The 21,197-nt window shown below is 61.8% G+C and carries 23 protein-coding genes; 11 read left to right on the plus strand and 12 right to left on the minus strand.

Going from position 1 to position 21,197, the window contains the following annotated elements; translation table 11 throughout:
* Nucleotides 1-43: 43 nt before the first annotated feature.
* From HCI85_RS04450 to HCI85_RS04465, 4 genes are all read right to left on the minus strand, one after another.
* A complete protein-coding gene (locus HCI85_RS04450; protein ID WP_167142403.1) occupies nt 44-376 on the minus strand; it encodes an amidase in 333 nt (110 codons plus the stop codon).
* On the minus strand, nt 373-1,464 hold the full coding sequence (locus tag HCI85_RS04455) for a serine hydrolase domain-containing protein (protein ID WP_241693753.1): 1,092 nt from the start codon (nt 1,462-1,464) through the stop codon (nt 373-375). The genes HCI85_RS04450 and HCI85_RS04455 overlap by 4 nt, the downstream gene beginning before the upstream one ends.
* Before the next feature lie 226 nt (nt 1,465-1,690).
* Nucleotides 1,691-2,476, minus strand: coding sequence for an MBL fold metallo-hydrolase (locus tag HCI85_RS04460; protein WP_090249000.1), 786 nt, complete (start codon nt 2,474-2,476; stop codon nt 1,691-1,693).
* A gap of 87 nt (nt 2,477-2,563) precedes the next feature.
* The gene (locus HCI85_RS04465) at nt 2,564-3,451 is read right to left on the minus strand and encodes an acyl-CoA dehydrogenase family protein (RefSeq protein WP_167142410.1); all 888 of its coding nucleotides are present in this window, start codon (nt 3,449-3,451) and stop codon (nt 2,564-2,566) included.
* Nucleotides 3,452-3,599: 148 nt separating this feature from the next.
* Between HCI85_RS04465 and olsB the strand changes: the two genes are divergently transcribed.
* Entirely contained in the window at nt 3,600-4,358 is a 759-nt protein-coding gene (gene olsB / locus HCI85_RS04470; RefSeq protein ID WP_090249004.1) for an L-ornithine N(alpha)-acyltransferase, read from the plus strand.
* Nucleotides 4,359-4,441: 83 nt separating this feature from the next.
* Entirely contained in the window at nt 4,442-5,221 is a 780-nt protein-coding gene (locus HCI85_RS04475) for a lysophospholipid acyltransferase family protein (protein WP_167142413.1), read from the plus strand.
* Here the strand turns inward: HCI85_RS04475 and HCI85_RS04480 are convergent.
* Nucleotides 5,218-5,802, minus strand: a complete 585-nt coding sequence (locus HCI85_RS04480; protein WP_160085415.1) for an acyl carrier protein phosphodiesterase — start codon at nt 5,800-5,802, stop codon at nt 5,218-5,220. The two genes, HCI85_RS04475 and HCI85_RS04480, sit on opposite strands and share 4 nt — an antisense overlap.
* Before the next feature lie 127 nt (nt 5,803-5,929).
* On the opposite strand from HCI85_RS04480, the gene HCI85_RS04485 reads away from it, so the two are divergent.
* Genes HCI85_RS04485 through HCI85_RS04495 form a run of 3 tightly spaced genes read left to right on the plus strand, consistent with a single transcriptional unit; the run spans nt 5,930 to nt 8,504 of the window.
* Nucleotides 5,930-6,232, plus strand: a complete 303-nt coding sequence (locus HCI85_RS04485) for an ArsR/SmtB family transcription factor (protein ID WP_090382593.1) — start codon at nt 5,930-5,932, stop codon at nt 6,230-6,232.
* A gap of 38 nt (nt 6,233-6,270) precedes the next feature.
* A complete protein-coding gene (locus tag HCI85_RS04490) occupies nt 6,271-7,437 on the plus strand; it encodes an MFS transporter (protein ID WP_167142415.1) in 1,167 nt (388 codons plus the stop codon).
* A gap of 17 nt (nt 7,438-7,454) precedes the next feature.
* Nucleotides 7,455-8,504 (plus strand): alkene reductase, encoded by a 1,050-nt coding sequence (locus HCI85_RS04495; RefSeq protein WP_167142416.1) that lies wholly within the window; start codon nt 7,455-7,457, stop codon nt 8,502-8,504.
* A 301-nt stretch (nt 8,505-8,805) separates the two neighbouring features.
* Here the strand turns inward: HCI85_RS04495 and HCI85_RS04500 are convergent, their stop codons facing one another.
* On the minus strand, nt 8,806-9,651 hold the full coding sequence (locus HCI85_RS04500) for an ATPase (RefSeq protein ID WP_167142419.1): 846 nt from the start codon (nt 9,649-9,651) through the stop codon (nt 8,806-8,808).
* Nucleotides 9,652-9,962: 311 nt separating this feature from the next.
* Here HCI85_RS04500 and HCI85_RS04505 point away from each other — a divergent pair, with 311 nt between their 5' ends.
* On the plus strand, nt 9,963-10,274 hold the full coding sequence (locus HCI85_RS04505; RefSeq protein ID WP_167142422.1) for a hypothetical protein: 312 nt from the start codon (nt 9,963-9,965) through the stop codon (nt 10,272-10,274).
* Between the two features lie 17 nt (nt 10,275-10,291).
* Here the strand turns inward: HCI85_RS04505 and HCI85_RS04510 are convergent, their stop codons facing one another.
* On the minus strand, nt 10,292-11,284 hold the full coding sequence (locus HCI85_RS04510) for an NAD-dependent epimerase/dehydratase family protein (protein WP_167142425.1): 993 nt from the start codon (nt 11,282-11,284) through the stop codon (nt 10,292-10,294).
* A gap of 166 nt (nt 11,285-11,450) precedes the next feature.
* Between HCI85_RS04510 and HCI85_RS04515 the strand changes: the two genes are divergently transcribed.
* Nucleotides 11,451-12,506, plus strand: coding sequence for a saccharopine dehydrogenase family protein (locus HCI85_RS04515; protein WP_167142428.1), 1,056 nt, complete (start codon nt 11,451-11,453; stop codon nt 12,504-12,506).
* On the opposite strand, the gene HCI85_RS04520 is transcribed toward HCI85_RS04515, so the two are convergent.
* Entirely contained in the window at nt 12,496-13,398 is a 903-nt protein-coding gene (locus HCI85_RS04520) for a LysR family transcriptional regulator ArgP (protein ID WP_167144262.1), read from the minus strand. The two genes, HCI85_RS04515 and HCI85_RS04520, sit on opposite strands and share 11 nt — an antisense overlap.
* Before the next feature lie 92 nt (nt 13,399-13,490).
* Between HCI85_RS04520 and HCI85_RS04525 the strand changes: the two genes are divergently transcribed.
* The 3 genes from HCI85_RS04525 to HCI85_RS04535 all read left to right on the plus strand — a co-directional run bounded on the left by HCI85_RS04525 (nt 13,491) and on the right by HCI85_RS04535 (nt 15,267).
* A complete protein-coding gene (locus HCI85_RS04525; protein ID WP_167142431.1) occupies nt 13,491-13,892 on the plus strand; it encodes an ACT domain-containing protein in 402 nt (133 codons plus the stop codon).
* A 5-nt stretch (nt 13,893-13,897) separates the two neighbouring features.
* Entirely contained in the window at nt 13,898-14,509 is a 612-nt protein-coding gene (locus tag HCI85_RS04530) for a LysE/ArgO family amino acid transporter (RefSeq protein ID WP_167142434.1), read from the plus strand.
* Nucleotides 14,510-14,685: 176 nt separating this feature from the next.
* The gene (locus tag HCI85_RS04535; protein WP_167142437.1) at nt 14,686-15,267 is read left to right on the plus strand and encodes a superoxide dismutase; all 582 of its coding nucleotides are present in this window, start codon (nt 14,686-14,688) and stop codon (nt 15,265-15,267) included.
* A gap of 60 nt (nt 15,268-15,327) precedes the next feature.
* Here the strand turns inward: HCI85_RS04535 and HCI85_RS04540 are convergent, their stop codons facing one another.
* On the minus strand, nt 15,328-15,972 hold the full coding sequence (locus tag HCI85_RS04540) for a hypothetical protein (RefSeq protein WP_167142440.1): 645 nt from the start codon (nt 15,970-15,972) through the stop codon (nt 15,328-15,330).
* 1 nt (nt 15,973) lies between these two features.
* A complete protein-coding gene (locus HCI85_RS04545; protein ID WP_167142443.1) occupies nt 15,974-17,269 on the minus strand; it encodes an ammonium transporter in 1,296 nt (431 codons plus the stop codon).
* A gap of 256 nt (nt 17,270-17,525) precedes the next feature.
* Between HCI85_RS04545 and HCI85_RS04550 the strand changes: the two genes are divergently transcribed.
* Nucleotides 17,526-19,589, plus strand: coding sequence for a putative bifunctional diguanylate cyclase/phosphodiesterase (locus HCI85_RS04550; protein ID WP_090249034.1), 2,064 nt, complete (start codon nt 17,526-17,528; stop codon nt 19,587-19,589).
* A 53-nt stretch (nt 19,590-19,642) separates the two neighbouring features.
* On the opposite strand, the gene HCI85_RS04555 is transcribed toward HCI85_RS04550, so the two are convergent.
* Nucleotides 19,643-20,545: a GIDE domain-containing protein gene (locus HCI85_RS04555; protein WP_167142446.1), complete on the minus strand. Its 903-nt coding sequence runs from the start codon at nt 20,543-20,545 to the stop codon at nt 19,643-19,645.
* Nucleotides 20,546-20,548: 3 nt separating this feature from the next.
* Nucleotides 20,549-21,121, minus strand: a complete 573-nt coding sequence (locus HCI85_RS04560) for a LemA family protein (protein WP_167142449.1) — start codon at nt 21,119-21,121, stop codon at nt 20,549-20,551.
* Between the last annotated feature and the right edge of the window lie 76 nt (nt 21,122-21,197).

Consider the following 21,197-nt stretch of genomic DNA (forward strand, 5'->3'; position numbering starts at 1 on the left):
GCCTTGCAAACCCTGCCGGCGGAACGACCAGGTCGCCACCGTGTTACGGCAGCGGCGCAGCCTGCGGTAACAACTGGCACCCCTGACGCGGGCCCAGCCACTGAGCACTCTGGGTGCTGCCCAGGCCGCGCGCGGTCACGCGCTTGTTGGCTTGGTCGTCGAAAAAGCCGGAGAGCGAAACATACTGCGCCACATACGCCTCGCAGTAGTCGGCCGGATTATTCGCCACATAGCGGCACGAACAATATTCCTTAGCCGAGTATGCGCCGATGATGCCGGGGAAGGCTTGCAGGTGTGCGCGGTTCTGCCAGGCAAGAGCCGCGAGCAACAGCACAATCAGCAACAACAGGCTGCTGAACGGACGACGACGAATCATGGCTGCACCTCATCGGCCAACGCGGCGAGAACCAACTTGAGGAAATGGTTGCGATCAAAGCTGCCATCGCGGTCATCGGCATAGCGCACGATCACCAGATTTTTGCTGGCGATCACATACAAGCCCTGCCCCCAGTGCCCGGAGGCCACCAGGGTGTCCTCCGGCGCATCCGGCCACGGCCTGCTCGCACCGGCTACCGCCGCGTTCAGCCACCATTGGCCGCCCGGTACAGCTTCGCCGGGCTTGTCGGCTTTTGGCTGGTAGTTGGCAAAGGGCGTGCGGTTGAAGTCGACCCAGGCCTTGGGCAGTAACTGCTGCTCGCCCCAGCGACCATCGTGCTGCATCAGCAGGCCGACACGGGCCAGGTCGCGGGTGCTCATGTACACGTAGGAAGAACCAACAAAGGTGCCGGCGGCATCACGCTCCCACACGGCAGTGGTAATGCCGAGCGGATCGAACAATGCAGTCCAGGGGTAATCGGCGTAAGCCGCTTCGCCTACGATGTTTTTCAACGCAGCTGCGAGCACGTTGGTATCGCCACTGGAATAACGGAAGCGCTCGCCCGGCTCGGCATCGGCGCTGTGCGCGGCGGTGAACGCCGCCATATCACTGCGACCGCGGGTGTAGAGCATTGCCACCACCGAGGATTTCAGCGGCGCATATTCATAGTCTTCCTGCCAGTCCAGGCCCGAGGCCCAGTTGAGCAGATGACCGACCTTGACCTGCGGATGCGCCGCAAACGGCGGGTAGTAATCCGCCACCGGCGCATCCAGACGGAAGAGGCCCTGACCATAGGCCACACCCATTGTGGTGGCCAACAGGCTTTTGGCCATCGACCAGGTCAGGTGTGGCGTGGCGGCAGTGGTCGGCGCGGCATAGCGCTCGTAAACCACCTGGCCATCGCGGATCACCAGCAGGGCATCGGTACGTACGCCCTTGCGGGTGGCGTCATCGCGGGCCGGGAAGGCATAGTTTTCCAGCTCGCTGAGCGCGGCGCTGGGCGCGACCAACTGGCTGTCCCAGTCGTTGCCAGGCCAATTCTCGGCGTGCGCCGTGGCGCAGCCTAGGGCGAAGATGCACGCCAGCATCAGCCGCCGCGCGGGAAAGGGAGTAAAGGACATGAAGCCGCCTCTGCTGGGATCGAAGGCGGCACCGTAGCATGGCGCTGATGACGACAAAAAGCGCCGAACACGCCGGTTTAGCCGGTGATTCGGCGCGAAAAGTCACTGTGCGAAAAGCTGTTTAAAGTCTCGCGAACGAGAGACCTGTTTTTAACGCTGCAGGGCCGATGCGCAGCAGACTTCAAGCTCGCGCTTATTTAGGCAAACGGAAATCTTCCGGCCCCATCAGATCCATGCCGCACTCCAGGTTCTCGATCCAGTAGAGAAAAGCATTGATCATTTCCGCGCCGACAAAAGGCCGGCCGTGCTGCGGCACGATCATCGCCACATCCATCTCTCGGACCATCGCCGCCCACAGGCGGCAGACCTTGTTACTGGCCATATAGCGTCGGTGAAAGCCGAGCATGTTCGGCACATGGTTGACGAAGTCGCTCACCGGGTGCGCGTCATCAACCATCGAGGCGCCCATATCGCCGGAAAACAGGATCTTGCTCACCGGGTCATACAGCTGGAAGTTGCCCACCGAGTGGAGAAAGTGCGCAGGCACCGCCTTGAGCGTGCATTTGCCCAGGGCAAACGACTGGCCGCGATCCGGCAGCGCGATGATCCGGTCAAAGGTGTTGATGCCACGGCTGAGTGCCAGGTAGTTGGCCGTCAGATGCGGCAGAAAACGCGCCCAGAGCTTGGAGCAGATCACCCGTGCACGCGTGTGCAGCAGCCATTTGTCCAGCGAGGCGATGATGTCCGGGTCCTGGTGCGAGGCAAAGATGTAAGTCAGGTCCTGCACTGGAATGTGCTTGGACAGCTCCAGCGATAACGGCGTGTAAGTCAGATCGCCGCCCGGATCGAGCAGCAGGTACTGCTCGTTGTCGGTGATCAGAAACTGGTTGGACTGCACGCCCTCCCCGCTGACCAGATCATCGAACATCATGCATTGATGCTCGCCGTTATCGAACAGCACTATGGGCTCGCGTCGCATGGCAGGCTCTCTCCCGAAAGCCCGCGAGCTTACTGACGCAGCGGCTCAGCCTTACTGATCTGGATCAAGCCGGCACGCCATGCCGAGTTAAAGGTTGATGCCGAGCACGGCCTGCGCCTTCTGCAGACGTTTGCTGCGCGCGCTGCCGGCAATCGCCAGCAGGCCTTTGTCGCGCTGCCAGAGCTGCGCCCAATGCGCATCACCAGCAGCAAAGGCGTTGTCCAAATCAGGGCGCAGGCTGTCGAACTGGGCAAACAGCCCAGCCAGCATCACGTGACTACCCGCCGCACTTGGGCATTGCCGCGCCACTTCCGCGCATCCGGCCAGCAAGCCGAGCAAGCGCAATTGCAGGGCCTGCGGCCAGGCCGACTCCTGGCCCACACCAAACAGCCAGGCGGTCAGCGCCGCCAGCACGTGAGTGTCTTCCAATGTGCGGAAGGGTTTTACGTAGTCATCCCAGCCATCGCCGGCCAGCCGTTCGCACTGCGCGCCCTGCAGATGCAAACGGCCATGGCTGACATCGGGCATCAACGGCAACGCCGGCAGCGTCTCGATCTGCACACCCGGCGCGCCATTGCGCACCACCCCAAGCGCAAGCTGCACCGGCGCGCCAGCTGCTTCCTCACGCGCAGCCACCAAGAGCCAGTCGGCGGCTTCGGCGGCGGTGACGAAATCCTTGCGGCCCTCGAGGGTCAGGGCATTGATCCGCGTACTCATGTCAGCAGGACGGGTACTGCGGTTCTCGGTCACGCACAGTGCGCCCAGGGTCCAGGGCGCAGCCGGCCAGAGTGCGCGCAATGCGCCCTGATAGCCGGCGAGAAAGGCCAGCCCCGGCGTAGCTGCCAGCCGGCCGCCGAGCAAGGCAAGCTGCAACGGGGTTGGGTTGCCGATGCGTTCGAGCAGGCTGGCGTACCACTCCTCCAGCCCCGCGACCGGCAGGCGCGCTTGCGGGCTCAACAGTTGTTGCCAGGGCATGCATTACTCCTTATTGGAATTATCGAAGTCACTGTCACACAAGCATCACCAAAGATTCACGGAGGTGACACCGCCGCTACCTAGCCTGAGCTTGCCCAACAAGATCGACCGGCTGCAAGGCAAAAAGCCGGCTAACGGAGATGACGGCATGACCCAGATGGCAATCACCCGCGACCGCACCACCCCAGCTCGTCGCCTGCAGGCCGAGCGCTTACACGGCGCTGCCGCCCTGCGCGAAGCCCAGGCACTGCGCTTTCGTGTATTCAGCGCCGAATTCGATGCCAAGCTCAAGGGTGCCGAACTGGGCCTGGACATGGATGACTACGATATTCACTGCCAACACATCGGCGTGCGTGATCTCAACAGCGGTGAGCTGGTAGCCACTACCCGCCTGCTCGACCACCGCGCTGCCGCCAGCCTGGGGCGCTTCTACAGTGAAGAAGAATTCAGCCTGCACGGCCTGCCGCACCTCGAAGGCCCGGTGCTGGAAATCGGCCGCACCTGCGTCGACGCGGCCTACCGCAACGGCGCAACCATCGCCGTGCTTTGGGGCGAGTTGGCCGAAGTGCTCAACGAAGGCGGTTACCGCTACCTGATGGGCTGCGCCAGCATCTCCATGCAGGACGGTGGCATCCAGGCCCAGGCGATCATGCAGCGCCTGCGCGAACGCTACCTGTGCACCGAGCATTTGCGCGCCGAACCGAAAACCCCGCTGCCGGCGCTGGATGTGCCGAGCAACGTGATCGCCGAAATGCCCCCGCTGCTCAAGGCCTATATGCGCCTGGGTGCGAAGATCTGTGGCGAGCCGTGCTGGGACCAGGATTTCCAGGTCGCCGACGTGTTTATCCTGCTCAAGCGCGACGAGCTATGCCCGCGCTATGCACGGCACTTCAAAGCGGCTGTTTAACAGCAGGTCGGAGTAATCTTGCACAACTCGCCGGCACTCTGTAGACAGTGCCGGCGTTTGTGTTTTTGCCGCGGGAGAGCTTGATGAAGAAATTGCGTTTGTACCTGCGCCTGGCGCGCCTGCTGGCGGTGATCAGCCTCGGCACCCTGCTGGCGGCAGGTATCACCCTGCTCGAACGCCTGGTCCGGCATGACCTGATGCCGACCCGCCAGCGCCTGACCCGCTGGTTTCTCGCGCGTCTGGCAGGAGCGCTGCCATTTCGCCTGCAGGTGCAGGGCGAGCTGCCGCGTCAGCCGATGCTGTGGGTCAGCAACCACGTGTCCTGGACCGATATTCCGCTGCTCGGCATGCTCACTCCGCTGTCCTTCCTGTCCAAGGCCGAGGTACGCACCTGGCCGGTGGCCGGTTGGCTGGCGCACAAGGCCGGCACCCTGTTTATCCGCCGCGGCTCGGGTGATAGCGGCCTGCTCAGCCAACAGCTGGGCAACCACTTGCTACGCGGGCGTAACCTGCTGATCTTCCCCGAAGGCACCACCACTGATGGGCTGGGGCTGCGCACCTTCCACGGCCGCTTGCTGAGCAGCGCGATCGACAGCGGGGTTTACATACAGCCAGTGGCCATCCGTTACCTGCGTGATGGCAAACCCTGCAGCGTGGCGCCGTTTATCGGCGATGACGACATGCTCTCGCACCTGCTGCGCTTGCTCGGCAGCGAGTTGGGTGAAGTGCAGATCCAGCTGCTGACACCGATTGCCAGCCGTGAGCTGAACCGCAATGCCCTGGCTCGCGCGGCGCAGCAAGCGATCAGCCAGGCGCTGTTTGGCACAGCTGAACTACGCGAGGAAGAAAGCCGGGCCGCTTAATCAACGAGTCCACGCTCGCGCGCCACGAAGGCCTGCAGCTCGGGATAGAACTGGCGAAAATCCTCTAGCAGCGGCTGATACAGCCGCTCCAGCTCGGCCGCACCGCCCGCCAACAACCCAGGCCGCGACAGCCGCCGATCAATCCCCGCGACCACCTGCTCCAGCACGGCAAATTCGCGGTAACTGCCCAGCCAATCCTGTGCGGCCATGCGTGGCGCGATCAGCGCCAAGCGCTCGGGCAACTGAGGCTCGGCGGCCAGCACCTGATAAACCCGCCCGGTAAAGCGCGGCAATGGCTCGGCGGCATAGTCGCCCCAATTCAGCGCCAGGCAGTGATCGAAAAATACATCCAGCAAGATGCCGCTGTAGCGGCGCCGCTCAATGGCAAAACGCGCCCGTGCCTGCGCTTGCAGCGGGTGGCTGTCGGTGAACACATCGATGCGCCGATGCAGACGGATCGCCGCCTCGATATCCGCCGGCCACTGCCCGGCCAGCGGCCCTTTGACGAAATCGCCATACAGACTGCCCAGAAGTTGTGCCGGCGCGTCGCCGCCGAGGTGTAAATGTGCGAGGTAATTCATGGCCACAGCTTACACATCAGCCGCCGTGATGATGACTATCGCCACGAACGATCTGTATATCGCCAGCAGCCGATATAAAGTTCGCCCCATCGCGATATGGCGTTATAGCACACAGGGGATAACCCGCATGCAACTCGACATCGATGAAGTGATCAAGGCCTTGGCCCATCCGGTGCGGCGCGACATTCTGCACTGGCTAAAGGACCCACAGGCATATTTCGCCGACCAGGATCATCCGCTGGAAATCGGCGTATGCGCCGGCAAGATCGACCAGCGTACAGGTCTGTCGCAATCGACGGTCTCTGCGCACCTCGCAACTCTGCAGCGCGCCGGCCTGATCAGCAGCAAGAAGGTCGGCCAGTGGAACTTCTTCAAACGCAATGAAGAGACCATCCAGGCGTTCCTTAACCATATCAGCCAAGCGCTCTAAACCAACTTTTACATTCACTTTTTTCAGGAGCTGACGGCATGCCTGCAGCGCTTCTCGTCCTCGCTTTGTCCGCGTTTGCCATCGGCACCACGGAATTCGTCATCATGGGCCTGCTGCCAGAAGTGGCGGGCGACCTCGGCGTGTCGATTCCCGGCGCCGGTTGGCTGGTCACCGGTTACGCCCTGGGCGTGGCAATCGGCGCACCGTTTATGGCCCTGGCCACCGCCAGTTGGCCGCGCAAAGCCTCACTGCTGACGCTGATGAGCATCTTTATCGCCGGCAACCTGTTCTGCGCCCTGGCCAGCGATTACCAGATGCTGATGCTCGCCCGGGTCATCACCGCCCTCTGCCATGGTGCCTTCTTCGGTATCGGCTCGGTGGTGGCCGCCAGCCTGGTGCCGGCCAATCGCCGCGCGTCAGCAGTCGCTTTGATGTTTACCGGCCTGACCCTGGCCAACGTGCTGGGCGTGCCACTGGGCACCGCCCTGGGTCAGTACGCCGGCTGGCGCTCGACCTTCTGGGCCGTGACCCTGATTGGCGTGATTGCCCTGATTGGCCTGTGGCGAGTATTACCGAGCAAAACCGATGAAACCAAGGCCGACTTCGCCAGTGAAGTGCGCGCCCTGCGCGGTGCCGGCTTATGGCTGGCGCTGAGCACCACGGTGCTGTTCTCTGCGGCGATGTTTGCCCTGTTCACCTATATCGCGCCGCTGCTTGGCGAAGTGACTGGCGTATCGCCCAACGGCGTGACCTGGACCCTGCTGTTGATCGGCCTTGGCTTGACCCTGGGCAACGTGCTCGGCGGGCGCCTGGCAGACCGCAGCCTGAAAGCCACCCTGATCGGCGTATTCGTCGCCATGGCGGTGATTTCCACCCTGTTCAGCTGGACCAGCCAGGCGCTGATCCCCGCCGAAATCACCCTGTTCCTCTGGGCCACCGCCGCCTTCGCGGCCGTGCCGGCCTTGCAGGTCAATGTGGTGGCTTTTGGCAGCGGCGCGCCGAACCTGGTGTCGACCCTGAATATTGGCGCCTTCAACCTCGGCAACGCCCTCGGCGCCTGGGTTGGCGGCCTGGTGATCGCCGAAGGATTCGGCCTGACCCGCGTCCCCCTGGCCGCTGCCGCTCTGGCTGTACTGGCGCTGCTGGCCACCCTGCTGACCTTCAGTACCCGTAGCCCTGAAACCGAACTTGCACTCAACGATTAACCTGAGAGGACCTTCCCATGACTACGCTTTTCGACCCGATCCAGATCGGCGATCTGCAACTCAACAACCGCATCATCATGGCGCCGCTGACCCGTTGCCGCGCCGATGAAGGCCGCGTGCCCAACGCGATGATGGCCGAGTACTACGTGCAGCGCGCCAGTGCAGGCCTGATCATCAGTGAAGCCACGGCCGTGACCCCAATGGGCGTCGGCTACCCGGACACCCCGGGCATCTGGTCGGCTGATCAGGTACGCGGCTGGAGTAATGTGACCAAGGCCGTGCACGCTGCAGACGGCAAGATCGTCCTGCAACTGTGGCACGTTGGGCGCATTTCCGACCCGATCTACCTGAACGGTCAACTGCCGGTCGCGCCGAGCGCCATCCAGCCGGCGGGTCACGTCAGCCTGGTGCGCCCGATGAAGGACTTCGTCACTCCGCGCGCCCTGGAAACTGAAGAAATCGCCGATATCGTCGAGGCCTATCGCCTGGGCGCGGAAAACGCCAAGGCCGCCGGCTTTGACGGCGTGGAAATCCACGGTGCGAACGGTTACCTGCTCGACCAGTTCCTGCAGAGCAGTACCAACCAGCGCACCGACCGCTACGGCGGCAGCCTGGAAAACCGTGCACGCCTGCTGCTGGAAGTCACCGATGCGGCAATCGAAGTCTGGGGCGCTGGTCGCGTGGGTGTGCACTTGGCACCGCGTGCCGACAGCCATGACATGGGCGACGCCAACCGCGCCGAGACCTTCACCTACGTCGCTCGTGAACTGGGCAAACGCGGCATCGCCTTTATCTGCGCCCGCGAGAAGGAAGCCGACGACAGCCTGTCGCCAATCCTGAAACAAGCCTTCGGCGGCGTGTTTATCGCCAACGAGCGCTTCACCAAGGATCAGGCCAATACCTGGCTGGCTGAAGGCAAAGCCGATGCAGTGGCTTTCGGTATTCCGTTTATCGCCAACCCGGACCTGCCGGCGCGCCTGGCGCAGGATGCCGAGCTGAACACCCCGCATCCGGAAACCTTTTACGGCAAAGGCCCGGTCGGCTACCTCGACTACCCAACGCTGTAAGCCTGCCGATTTACCGGCATAAAAAAGCCCGCCAATAGGCGGGCTTTTTCGTTGTAACAGTTTTAGAACTACTTCAGGTCTAACGAGCTATAGCGAGACAAGGCAGAAATGGCCGAGGGCGCGGACGACTGCATGGATGCAGGAGGTAGAACGAAGCAGGATGCTCGAGTCGAGTTTACTGGTTGTAAATGAGCAGTACTCGTTTCACTCGCCCTTCGGGCCGCGCTAAAGCGCGTTAGCGGCAAGCCGCTTTCCGAGGCCATTTCTAACGCCGTATCGCCGACGCGCAGCAGACCGATCCTTAGCGTGCGTCGATCTGCTGCTGCAGGTTCAGTACCTGCGCCTGCAGGGTGCTGATATTGCGGGTCATCTGCGCGCGGAAGGCATCGAACTCGGCGGTGCTGCTGCCGGCGGAACGGGTTTCCAGGTCGCTTTTCAACACCAGCAGGTCCTGCTCCACACGGGCAATCGCCTGGCTAGAATTACCCTGTTTCTTGAGCGCATCAATCTCGCTGCGCAGACCGGCAATTTTCTCGTCGAACTTGCTCTGCCCGGCCAGCGCGCTTTTCAGGGTGGCTTGCTCGCTTTTCAGCGCGGCCTGCTCGGCAGTGAGCTTCTTCAGAGTGGCTTCGAGCTTTTCGCCACCACCTTCCTGGCCTTTCAGCTGCGCGGCCAGTTGCTCAAGGCGCTTGCTCTGTTCCGTGTTCTGCCCACTGGCGCCCTGCTGTTGTTTGCTCAGCTCGGCCAGTTTGCTTTCCAGTTGCTTGACCTGCAGCTTCAGCGCTTCACTGCCGCTGGTGACCGAGGATTCGGTGGCCACCACCTTGCCGGAAATATCCTGAATACGACCGGCGGCTTCCTCGCTGATGCGCGCAAAGCTTTCCTGGGTCGCCACCAGTTGCTGCTCCATCAGGCTGATCTGCTGGAAACTCCACCAGCCGAGCCCGCCCAGGGCAATCATCAAGGCGCCAACCAGTGCCCAGAGCGGGCCAGTGCTGGCCGACTTCACCGGTGCAACGGCCGCCGCACGGCCATTGGCAGGGCTGCGCGCAGGCTCCGACTGCTCGGCGGCATAGTCATCGTGATCGCGGTGATCAGCCCGCAGGCTAGGCACGTGATCGAGTTCGTCGTTGGCATCGTTACGCATGGGTCAACCTTCAGTAGCAGAATGCCGCGCAGTATACCGATTCGCGCGCAGGGCTTCAGTGTCGCGCCATGCCAGTGCAAGGTGCACCGACGAAGGGCACGGCTCAGGCCATCGACCCGCTGTAAGCCGCGCAGTTCCGCAGAATGTGAGCTGGTACGCGCTTTGCACTTGTCTATTTGCGACGTTTTCGTAGCACCAGGGAGCAAAGGTGTTGCAGGCGCGATCCGCACGCGGGAAACGCGGCGAGACCAGGCCGGTGGCATTCAGGATGGATGACACCCAGCCCACTTGTACTGACGGGGGAAAGGTCCATGGAGCTGAACAGAGAAGTACTGGATTGCATGATGAGCTTGCGCCGCAGGCTGCGCGAAGAATTGACGGTGGACATCCGCATGAGCCAGCCGGATGCAATCAACAGCATGCTCAGCGCCTGTCTTACCTCAAGCAGTGAGGAAACCCGGCAACTGGGGCAACTGCTAGCCCAATACAGCGACCGCCCCTTCGGCGAGCCTGCGAGCACACCACGCATGCAGGCCGGACACCCGCTGCTGGTGGAGGAAAGCGCGCACCGTCCGTCTAGCGCCTCGGTGCGCATGTATCGCGGTCAGCGCGTTTACGCCTGAGATCTGTTTACCGGCAGTCAACTCGGGTGATGCGCCTGCCACCAGGCGCAGAATTCATCCAGTGCGCTCCATAAACTGGCCTTGGGTTCGTACTCCAGATACTGCTGCGCACGGCTGATATCCAGGGAAAAGTCCTTGGCCATCACCGCCACACCCAGGCGGAACAGGGTCGGTTCAGGTCGCCCCGGCAGCAGCTTGCACACACCTTCATTCAAGGCCGCCGCGCCGCACGCCAGGCTATAAGGCAGGTGACGGGTGACCGGCGGCAGGTCGAGTTTGCGCAGCACATAATTGACCACATCCCACAGCGGCACTGGCGCGCCATTGCTGATGTTGTATACCTGCCCCAGCGCCGGGCCGGCCGCCAGCAGGCAGCTCATCAGCGCTTCGTTGAGGTTGTGCACGCTGGTGAAATCAACCTTGTTCAGGCCGTTGCCGATGATCGACAACCGCCCCTTGCGTTGCATATTGATCAAGCGCGGAAAGATGCTGGTGTCACCCGCCCCAGTGACAAAACGCGGACGCAGTGCCAGCACCTCCAGGCCGAACTCCTGGGCGGCAAACACCTGCTGCTCAGCGAGAAACTTGGTTTTGCCGTAGTGATCGGAAAACCGCTTGGGCAGCTGTTCTTCACGCAGGCCGACATGCGCCTGGCCATCGAAATACACCGACGGCGACGACAAATGCACCAAACGCCGCACCTTCTGTTTCAGACAGGCGTCGACCACGTTTTCGGTGACCGTGACATTGGCCTGATAGAAATGCTCGTAACGCCCCCAGACGCCAACCGCACCGGCGCAATGCACCACCATTTCAACATCCCGGCACAGCTGCTGCACCAGCTCAGGGTCGGACAGATCGCCCTGGACAAACTCCGCACCACGCGCACACAGATGCTCAACACCCTCGGCACGCCGACCGTTGACCCGCACACTCAGGCCCTGCTCCAAGGCAAAGCGGGCGAAACGCCCGCCGATAAAGCCACTGGCCCCGGTTACCAGAATCTTCATTGCCGCCCCCTTTGCCGTGATTGCAGGCCACTCTAGCAGCGCACGCAGGGTGCTGCCGTGGCATTGCAAGCCAGAACAACGACTGCACACACCCTGCGATAGGCACTCACACGCTGCGGTAACCGCTAAGCTGTGCCCCAACATCACAGCATTGGAGGACAACGGGATGGCCATGCACTGGATGATCTATGGCGCCAACGGCTACACCGGCCACTTGATCGCCGCCGAAGCCAAGCGCCAGGGGCTCACGCCCATTCTGGCTGGGCGCAACCCGGCCGCCGTACACGCCTTGGGCAGCCTGCTGGGCCTGGAATGCCGGATATTCGATATCCACCAACTGGATCGCGCCAAGGAAGCCCTGGCGGATGTTGCCGTGGTTGCCCACTGCGCGGGGCCCTTCTCGTCCACCAGCGCACCGATGCTCGATGCCTGCCTGGCCAGCGCCACCCACTATGTCGACATCACCGGCGAAATCAGCGTGTTTGAAGCCGCTCACCAGCGTGATCAGCAAGCCCGCGAGCTGGGCGTGGTGGTCTGCCCCGGCGTGGGCTTCGATGTGATCCCCAGCGATTGCCTCGCCGCTTGCCTGCACCAGGCCCTGCCCGATGCCACGCACCTGGCGCTGGGCTTCGACTCTGGCAGCGGGCTGTCGCCCGGTACGGCGAAAACCTCGGTGGAAGGTCTGAAGTTTGGCGGTAAGGTACGTCGCGCAGGCGTGATCACCGATGTGCCGCTGGGCTATAAACGCCGGACCATCAACTTTGGCCGCGGTGAAAAGCCTGCGGTAACAATTCCCTGGGGCGATGTCTCCACCGCCTACCACTCCACCTGCATCGACAATATCGAGGTGTACCTGCCGACACCGACAGCGGCCGCGATTGTCATGCGCCTGATCGACCCGCTGCGCGGCCTGCTGGGCCTGGATGCGGTGCAAAACTGGCTCAAGCGGCTGATCGAAAAACGCGTCAGTGGCCCGGACGAAGCCAGCCGTGCCCGTCAGCGCACCTGGCTCTGGGGCGAAGCGCGCAACGCCTCCGGCGTGGTGAAAACGGCGCGCCTGGAAACCGCCAACGGCTACGACGTCACCGTGCACGGAGCCCTGCTAGCCGTGCGGCATTTGCTCGATTACAGCGGCCCCGGCGGCTATTTCACCCCCACCAAGCTGCTTGGCGAGCGCTGCGTGGAACAGCTGCCGGGCTCGGGCAAAGTGGTTATTTCCTGAGGTCTACCAGGCTATGGCCTGCGGCCTGGGTAAGGTGGTGCGTCAGCTGATTAAGCAACTCACCACCATTGCGCCAATGGTGCCAGTACAGCGGCACATCGATTGGCCGATCACTGATCAATTCGACCAGCTCGCCACGGGCTATTTCACCCTGTACCTGCAGCTCAGGGATCAGCCCCCAGCCGAACCCGGCCTGAGCCAGACGGATAAATCCCTCAGATGACGGGCATAGATGGTGGGCAAACCCGCCCTCCACGCCGAGGCCAGACAGATAGCGGTGCTGCAGCAGATCATCCGGGCCGAATACGATGGCCGGCGCGTGGGCCAATGCCTGCGCCGTCAGGCCTGTCGGGAAGTTCCGGGCAATAAATCCTGGGCTAGCCATAGCACGGTATCGCATCGCCCCCAGCAACACAGCACGGGCACCGGCGACGGGACGCTCGCTGGCGCACACGCAGGCCGCCACGTCTCCGGCACGCATGCGCTTGAGGCCAACCTCCTGATCCTCCACCACCAGATCCAGCAGCAAACGCTGCTCGGTACAGAACGCGCCCACCGCGCCGGCCCACCAGGTGGCCAGGCTGTCGGCGTTCAGCGCAATGCGCAGGCGCTCCGGTAAACCTCCCTCATCCAGCCCCGGTACCTGCGCCTGAATATCGCGTTCCAGCAACCGCACCTGTTGCACATGGTTAAGCAAACGCCGACCGATTTCCGTCGGCGCCGGCGGCACCGCACGTACCAGCACCGGCTGACCAACACGCGCCTCAAGCAACTTGATCCGCTGCGACACGGCCGATTGCGACAACCCCAGCACCTGCGCCGCCCGCTCGAAGCCGGCCTGTTCGACAACCGCAGCCAGGGCGGCGAGTAGTTTGTAATCCAACAAAATCAGATTTCCTAATGAGTGATCATGATTATTTGTTTCTCTTATATACCCAGCCGCAGCAGACTGGCCAGCATCCCACCCTGAACAAGGCAATCCGCATGGCCGGCGAAACCTCACTGACCACCCTACTGCGCAGCATGAGTCCGCAGCTAAACGATGGCGCATACGTGTTCTGCTGTTTAAGCGATGCCTCGCAACTGAAGGGCTTGCAACCGCTGGGCAGCTTTCAAGAAGCAGAAGGTCTCACGGTGATCGTGCAGCGCCAGCAAGCCGAGCATCTGGGCTTGCCCTTCAGCTACGTGGCCGCCTGGCTGACACTGCATGTGCATTCGGCACTCGAAGCCGTCGGTTTGACGGCTGCCGTCGCCAGCGCACTGGCGCAAGCAGGGATTAGCTGCAACGTGATTGCCGGCTTCTACCACGACCACCTGTTCGTCGCCCACGCCGATGGGCCGCGTGCACTGGCTGTTCTGCAACAGCTCAGTGCACAGGCGGAGTAACCGAGATGTGGCAAAGCTATAGCAACGGATTACTGATCGCCGCCGGACTGATCATCGCCCTCGGCGCGCAAAACGCCTTTGTCCTCGCGCAAAGCCTGCGCCGCGAGCATCACCTGCCGGTGGCGCTGCTCTGTGTGGTCTGCGATGCCTTGTTGGTGGCAGCTGGGGTCTTCGGCCTGGCCGCCGTGCTGGCGCAAAGCCCGATTCTGTTGGGTGTGGCGCGCTGGGGTGGCGCGGCCTTTCTGCTCTGGTATGGCGCCCAGGCGCTGGTTCGTGCCAGCCGCCCACAGGCACTGAATCAGGCCAGTGAAAGCGGCCCGCGCTCACGTAAGGCGGTACTACTGGCGGCACTGGCAGTGACCCTACTCAACCCGCATGTGTACCTCGACACGGTGCTACTGATCGGCTCACTCGGCGCACAACAACCGGTGCCTGGCGCCTATGCGCTAGGGGCGGCAAGCGCTTCTTTAATGTGGTTCTTCTGTCTGGCCCTCGGCGCGGCCTGGCTTGCACCCTGGTTGGCGCGCCCAAGCACCTGGCGCTTTATTGACCTGGGCGTGGCCTTGATGATGTTCAGCATTGCCTGGCAGCTATTGAGCAACCCCGGCATGCTCTAAAACGGCCCTGATGCAACATGCCGAGGTGGTTTTCCACACAGTTGCCGCGTGTTTAAGGCGCAGTGCCGGTGCTATGATCAAGGGCTTGCGGCGCAAAGAGATAACTCACGCCGCTGAGATGGCCGCCCGTGATCGGCCTCGCGCACACCGCACCTGACCTGATTAGGAGATAGACAATGGCTTTCGAATTGCCGCCGCTGCCCTACGCACATGACGCCCTGCAGCCGCACATTTCCAAGGAAACCTTGGAATTCCACCACGACAAGCACCACAACACCTATGTCGTGAACCTGAACAACCTGGTCCCAGGCACCGAGTTTGAAGGCAAAACCCTAGAAGAAATCGTCAAGACCTCTTCGGGTGGCATCTTCAACAACGCCGCTCAGGTCTGGAACCACACCTTCTACTGGAACTGCCTGGCGCCTAACGCCGGTGGCCAACCGACGGGTGCCCTGGCTGACGCGATCAACGCCGCGTTCGGTTCCTTCGACAAGTTCAAGGAAGAGTTCAGCAAAGTGTCCATCGGCACCTTCGGTTCCGGCTGGGGCTGGCTGGTGAAGAAGGCTGACGGTTCCCTGGCTCTGGCCAGCACCATCGGCGCCGGCTGCCCGCTGACCAGCGGCGACACCCCGCTGCTGACCTGCGACGTGTGGGAACACGCTTACTACATCGACTACCGCAACATGCGTCCGAAGTATGTTGAAGCGTTCTGGAACTTGGTCAACTGGGACTTCGTGGCGAAAAACTACGCCGCGTAACCTGCGTTACCCACAAAAAACCCGGCCTTGCGCCGGGTTTTTTGCTATCGGGGCCAAGGTTTACAGCAGTTTGCGCGGAGCAAATGCCAGGTGCAGCGCCTCCACTTGCTGTACAGCCATAGACAGACGCTGATCGGCCACCACTGGCCCCAGGTATTCACACAGCCCGATATACAGCAGGTTGAGCAGTTGCCGCAGTTGCTCCAGCCCCAGGTTGGCCACGTCCAGCTCTGCACCCTGCTCAAGCCAGGCCCGCACGCGCAAACGCTGCTCATTACTGCCCAGCAGGTTGCTCAGATTGCCTGCGGCGAAACGCTGCAGACGTGGCAGCAGGCCAGCGTCCAGTCCGTTGAACAGCACCCGGCTTAACGCCTCGAAGGTATGCCGTGCATGCACGTCTGCCGTATTGCTCGGCGGTGCGCTCAGGCCCATGCGCTGCCGCCAGCTGAGCAGCTGCGGTTCTGGGTCCGGCAACAACGCCGATAACGGCCCCGTGAGCGCCCCCACCAGCTCGCGGTAGAGCTTGGCACGCTCCAACTTGCGCTCGCAGGTCGCCGCCACCTCACCCAGAAACTCATTCAGTGCAAACGGCGGTTTGTCCGCGTATTTACTTTCCCACAGTGCCAGCACAGCCAGCAGTTCGTCTTCAGCAAAGTGGCCTGCCAGCCCTGTGTAGATCGCCCGTCGGCGAGTTGCCAGGCTCATGTCACACCCTCCTCGGCAGGTCGTTACTGTCGAAGGTCACAGCCAGGTTGAACTCGGGATAGCCCACTTCGGCATGCTCGGCATAATCCAAGCCACGCTGCTCATGCTGGGTCGAGGTACGCAGGCCGAGGGTTTTCGCCAGCAATAGATAGAGCATCAGCGCCAGCGGGAAGGCCCAGACAAACGCAACACCCGCGCCGAGCAGCTGCACACCAACCCGCGACCAGTTGAACAGGTCACCGCTGAAAAATAGTCCGGCCGCGACAGTGCCCCACACACCGGCAAAGCCATGCACCGGTACGGCACCGACCACGTCATCGAGCTGCCAGCGCTCCAGCAGACGCATGCCGAAGACCACCACACCACCGGCCACCAGTCCGGTCAGCAGGGCAAACAGCGGCGACATGGTTGCGCAACCGGCGGTGATGCCGACCAGGCCGCCGAGTGAGCCATTCACCGTAGTGGTCAGCAGCACCGGGCTGGAGGTGCTGCGCTGCGCCAGAAAGGCCCCCAACGCCCCGGCTGATGCCGCCAGATGAGTATTTAAGGCAATCAGGCCGAGGCTGACATTCATCTCCAGACTGCTGCCGGCGTTAAAGCCAAACCAGCCGACCCAGAGGATAAAACCGCCCAGCGCGACCAGGCTGAGGTTATGCCCAGGAATGCTGCGCGGTGTGCCGTCCGCAGCAAAACGCCCCAGACGCGGCCCAAGCACCAGAATACCGGCCAACGCACACCAGGCGCCGATGCTGTGTACCACGGTCGAACCGGCGAAATCGATAAACCCCAGCGCCGCCAACCAGCCCTGGCCGCCATAGATGCCGCTCCATACCCAGCTGCCGAATACCGGGTAGATAAACCCACTGATCACCACCGCACCAATCAGGTAGGCCGAATAGCGCGTACGCTCAGCCATCGCGCCGCTGGCGATGGTCGCCGCCGTGGCCGCAAACATCATCTGAAACAGCAGAAAGGTGAAATCCCACGGCTCGCCATCGTGCGGTGCAAAATGACTCATGCCGAACCAGCCAGTGATGTTGCTGCCGAACATCAAGCCAAAACCGAACAGCCAGAAGGTGATCCCCCCCACGCACCCATCCATGTAATTTTTCATCATCACATTGACGGCGTTCTTGGCCCTCGACATACCGCTTTCCAGCAAGGCAAAGCCGGCCTGCATGAAAAACACCAACACGCTGGCCAACACCAGCCAGGCGGTGTTGAGTGCCTCATCGCTGGCCGCTTGAGCCAGTGGCGAAACCGCAAATACCGCTATCCCTATCAGTCGATTTTTCATTGCAGCGTCCCCCATGAAGGTGAATACACGGGGCTTCGCAACTCTCATGCCAAGCAAGAAACCGCCAAACGGCGCTCAAGCCTCGGGCAACTCGCACCGACACAGTGCAGCAGGCCAATTCAGCGGTCAGCAGCCGCGCCATCGCCGCGCAGATAATTTGTTCGACAAACTTTAGTAATGGCCCTTTGACTGCAAGCGCGACTTTGCCAATACTCACTAGCGTGTGACGCCGAAGGCCCGAACAAGGAACCGTCATTTGAAGCTGGAACTCAAAAACAGCTTGTCACTTAAGTTACTCCGCGTGGTGCTGCTCTCAGCGCTGATCGTTGGCGTGGTCTTGAGTCTTGCCCAGATTGTTTTCGACGTTTACAAAACACGTCAGGCAGTCGCCAATGACGCGCACCGTATTCTCGGCATGTTCCGTGACCCCTCCACGCAGGCGGTCTACAGCCTGGACCGGGAAATGGGCATGCAGGTGATTGAGGGCCTGTTCCAGCACGAATCCGTGCGAATGGCGGCTATCGGTCACCCCAACGAGCCGATGCTGGCGGAGAAAGCCCGAGAGCAGGTCGACATCCCCACACGCTGGCTCACCGACCCGATTCTCGGCAAAGAACAGAACTTCACTACCCAACTGGTCGGCCGCGGCCCCTACAGCGAGTATTACGGCGACCTCAGCATCACCCTCGACACCGCGCCCTACGGCGAAAGCTTTGTTACCAACTCCGTCATCATCTTTATCTCAGGCGTGCTGCGTGCGCTAGCTATGGGCCTGGTGCTGTATTTGGTCTATCACTGGCTGCTGACCAAACCGCTGTCGAAGATCATCGAGCACCTGACCAATATCAACCCGGACCGCCCCAGCGAGCACAAGCTACCGATGCTCAAGGGCAACGAGAAGAATGAACTGGGGCTTTGGATTAACACCGCCAACCAGCTGCTGTCTTCCATCGAACGCAACACCAACCTGCGCCGTGAAGCAGAAAATAGCCTGCTGCGCATGGCCCAGTATGACTTCCTCACTGGTTTGCCCAACCGCCAGCAGCTGCAACAGCAGCTTGACCAAATCCTGGGAGACGCCGGCCGCCTGCAGCGCCGCGTGGCCGTGCTGTGCGTAGGCCTAGATGACTTCAAAGGCATCAACGAACAGTTCAGTTACCAGACCGGTGATCAACTGCTGCTGGCCCTATCCGACCGACTGCGTAGCCACAGTGGCCGCCTCGGCGCCCTGGCCCGTTTGGGGGGCGATCAGTTCGCGCTGGTACAGGCTGATATCGAGCAGCCTTACGAGGCGGCTGAGTTGGCGCAGAGCGTCCTCGACGACCTCGACAACCCCTTTATGCTCGATCAGCAGCAGGTGCGTCTGCGCGCCACCATCGGCATCACCCTGTTCCCGGAAGACGGCGACAGCACCGAGAAGCTGCTGCAGAAAGCCGAACAGACCATGACCCTGGCCAAGAGCCGCTCACGCAACCGTTACCAGTTTTATATCGCCAGCGTCGACAGCGAAATGCGCCGCCGTCGCGAGCTGGAAAAAGACCTGCGTGACGCCCTGGCGCTTAACCAACTGCACCTGGTTTACCAACCGCAGGTCGACTACCGCGACCACAGCGTGGTCGGTGTCGAGGCGCTGCTGCGTTGGCAGCATCCGCAACACGGCTTTGTACCGCCGGATCTGTTTATCCCACTGGCCGAACAGAACGGCACCATCATCCCGATTGGCGAATGGATTCTCGACCAGACCTGCCGCCAGCTGCGCGAATGGCACGACCAAGGTTTTACCGAGCTGCGCATGGCGGTCAACCTGTCCACTGTGCAGCTGCACCACGCCGAGCTGCCACGGGTGGTCAACAACCTGATGCAGGTCTACCGCCTGCCTCTGCGCAGTTTGGAGCTGGAAGTCACCGAAACCGGCCTGATGGAAGACATCAACACCGCCGCACAGCACCTGCTCAGCCTGCGTCGCTCCGGGGCACTGATCGCCATCGATGACTTTGGTACTGGTTACTCCTCACTGAGTTACCTGAAGAGCCTGCCGCTGGACAAGATCAAGATCGATAAGAGCTTCGTGCAAGACCTGCTGGAAGACGAAGACGACGCGACCATCGTGCGCGCCATCATCCAGCTGGGTAAGAGCCTGGGCATGCAGGTTATCGCCGAGGGCGTGGAAACCGTCGAGCAGGAGGCCTATATCATCGCCCAAGGCTGCAACGAGGGTCAGGGCTATCTGTACAGCAAGCCACTGCCTGCACGCGAACTGACGACCTACTTGAAACAGGCCCGGCGACTCAACAGTGCCGCCAACCCGGCCACGCTCTAAACCAGCGACAAAAAAGCCCGCCAATTGGCGGGCTTTTTCTTGCGTGCTCGGTACTAGAAGCGGTTGACCCCCAGCAGCCAGGCGGTCGCCACTGCGCCCAACACGCATAGCACAACAGCACCGGCCGCCTGCCAGTAGAAACTCCGCACCAGCTCATCCTCGCCCGCGCAGGACAAGATAAATGGCCGCGCCTCACTCGGCTTGGCCAGGTGGTGCTGCGCCGGTTGCGTGCTCTGCTGACGATGGCGATCCTCAGCCTCAAGAGTCGCGGCCAACTGCACACGATTCCACTCCTGCTCATCCAGCTGACCATTGCGGTCGCTGTCAAAGCGTTGCAGCAAGCCGCTGAAGTCACTTTTCCACTCGCGAATCACGGCACCCTTGGCCGAGGCCAGATCCAGCCCCTGACGACCACCACCGCTGCTGCGAAAATCCCCGATGGCATACAGCGGCTGCCCCGCATGCAGGCGTTCTTCGGTGTAGCGATATTGCCCACTTCCGCTGAAAAACCCACTCCAACCGGTTTTCGCCTGGCCCAGCGGATGACGCTCACTCCCCCTCCACACCTCGCGCGTCAGCGGTCGCACTTGCGCCCCGCGCGGGTCGATCAAGCAGCTGCCAGTGCTGTCATCGAGTTGCAGCAACGCCTCGCTGCTACCGCTCTCTACTGTGCGCCAGCTACTGCCCTTGTCGTCGCTAGAGCGCTGCTCTTCCTCTATCTTGTAACGCCACCACAGGCACGGCGTATTGGTCAGCGGCCCACGCTGCTGTTCCTCGCCCTGCGGGTGCAACACACCGTAGAACTCGGCATAGCCCTGCGCCGCCGAGCGAATCTTTGAGGTGGGCGTATCGAGCAGATGCCGGGCCTGAGAGAAGCGCCGCACAAACCACCAGGCACCGCCTGCACAGGCCGCCACACTACAGGTCAGCCCGAAAATCTGTCCTTGAATATCCATGACCTAGCCAAACAACGATTTAAGGTCGACATCTGCTTTTTCCGACTCGTTGAATTCGAGCAGCACGGCTTCCTTGAAGGCAAACATGCGGGCAATCAACACGTTAGGGAACTGCTCGATGCTCACGTTGTTCAGGTTAACCGCCTCGTTGTACAGCTCGCGGCGGTCGGCAATACCGTTTTCCAGGCCGCTGATGCGCTGCTGCAGATGCTGGAAGCTCTCATTGGCTTTCAGCTCCGGGTAGTTCTCCGCCAAGGCGAACAGCTGACCGAGACCAGCGCGCAGGCCCGTCTCGGCCTTGCCCAGGGCATTCATATCGCCTTTGGCCTGGGCGCTGGAAACCGCCTGGCGCGCGGCAATCACCGCCTCCAACGTACCGCGTTCGTGCTGCATGTACTGCTTGCAGGTTTCAACCAGCTTGGGCAATTCCTCGTGGCGCTGCTTGAGCATCACATCAATATTCGACCAAGCCTTGCTGACGCCATGCTTCAAACGCACCAGCGCGTTGTAGAGCATCACGGCATACGCCGCGAGCAGGACCAACAGCACAATGACGACAACACTGGTAAGGCTCATGCGGGACTCCTGAGTGGTTCTTGAAGGCAGCTGTGCTGGCATTTTAGCCCTATCGAATTGCCCGATCGCAGACTTT

It is taken from the genome of Pseudomonas sp. OTU750018 (assembly GCF_011636575.1).
GTDB lineage: Bacteria > Pseudomonadota > Gammaproteobacteria > Pseudomonadales > Pseudomonadaceae > Aquipseudomonas > Aquipseudomonas peli.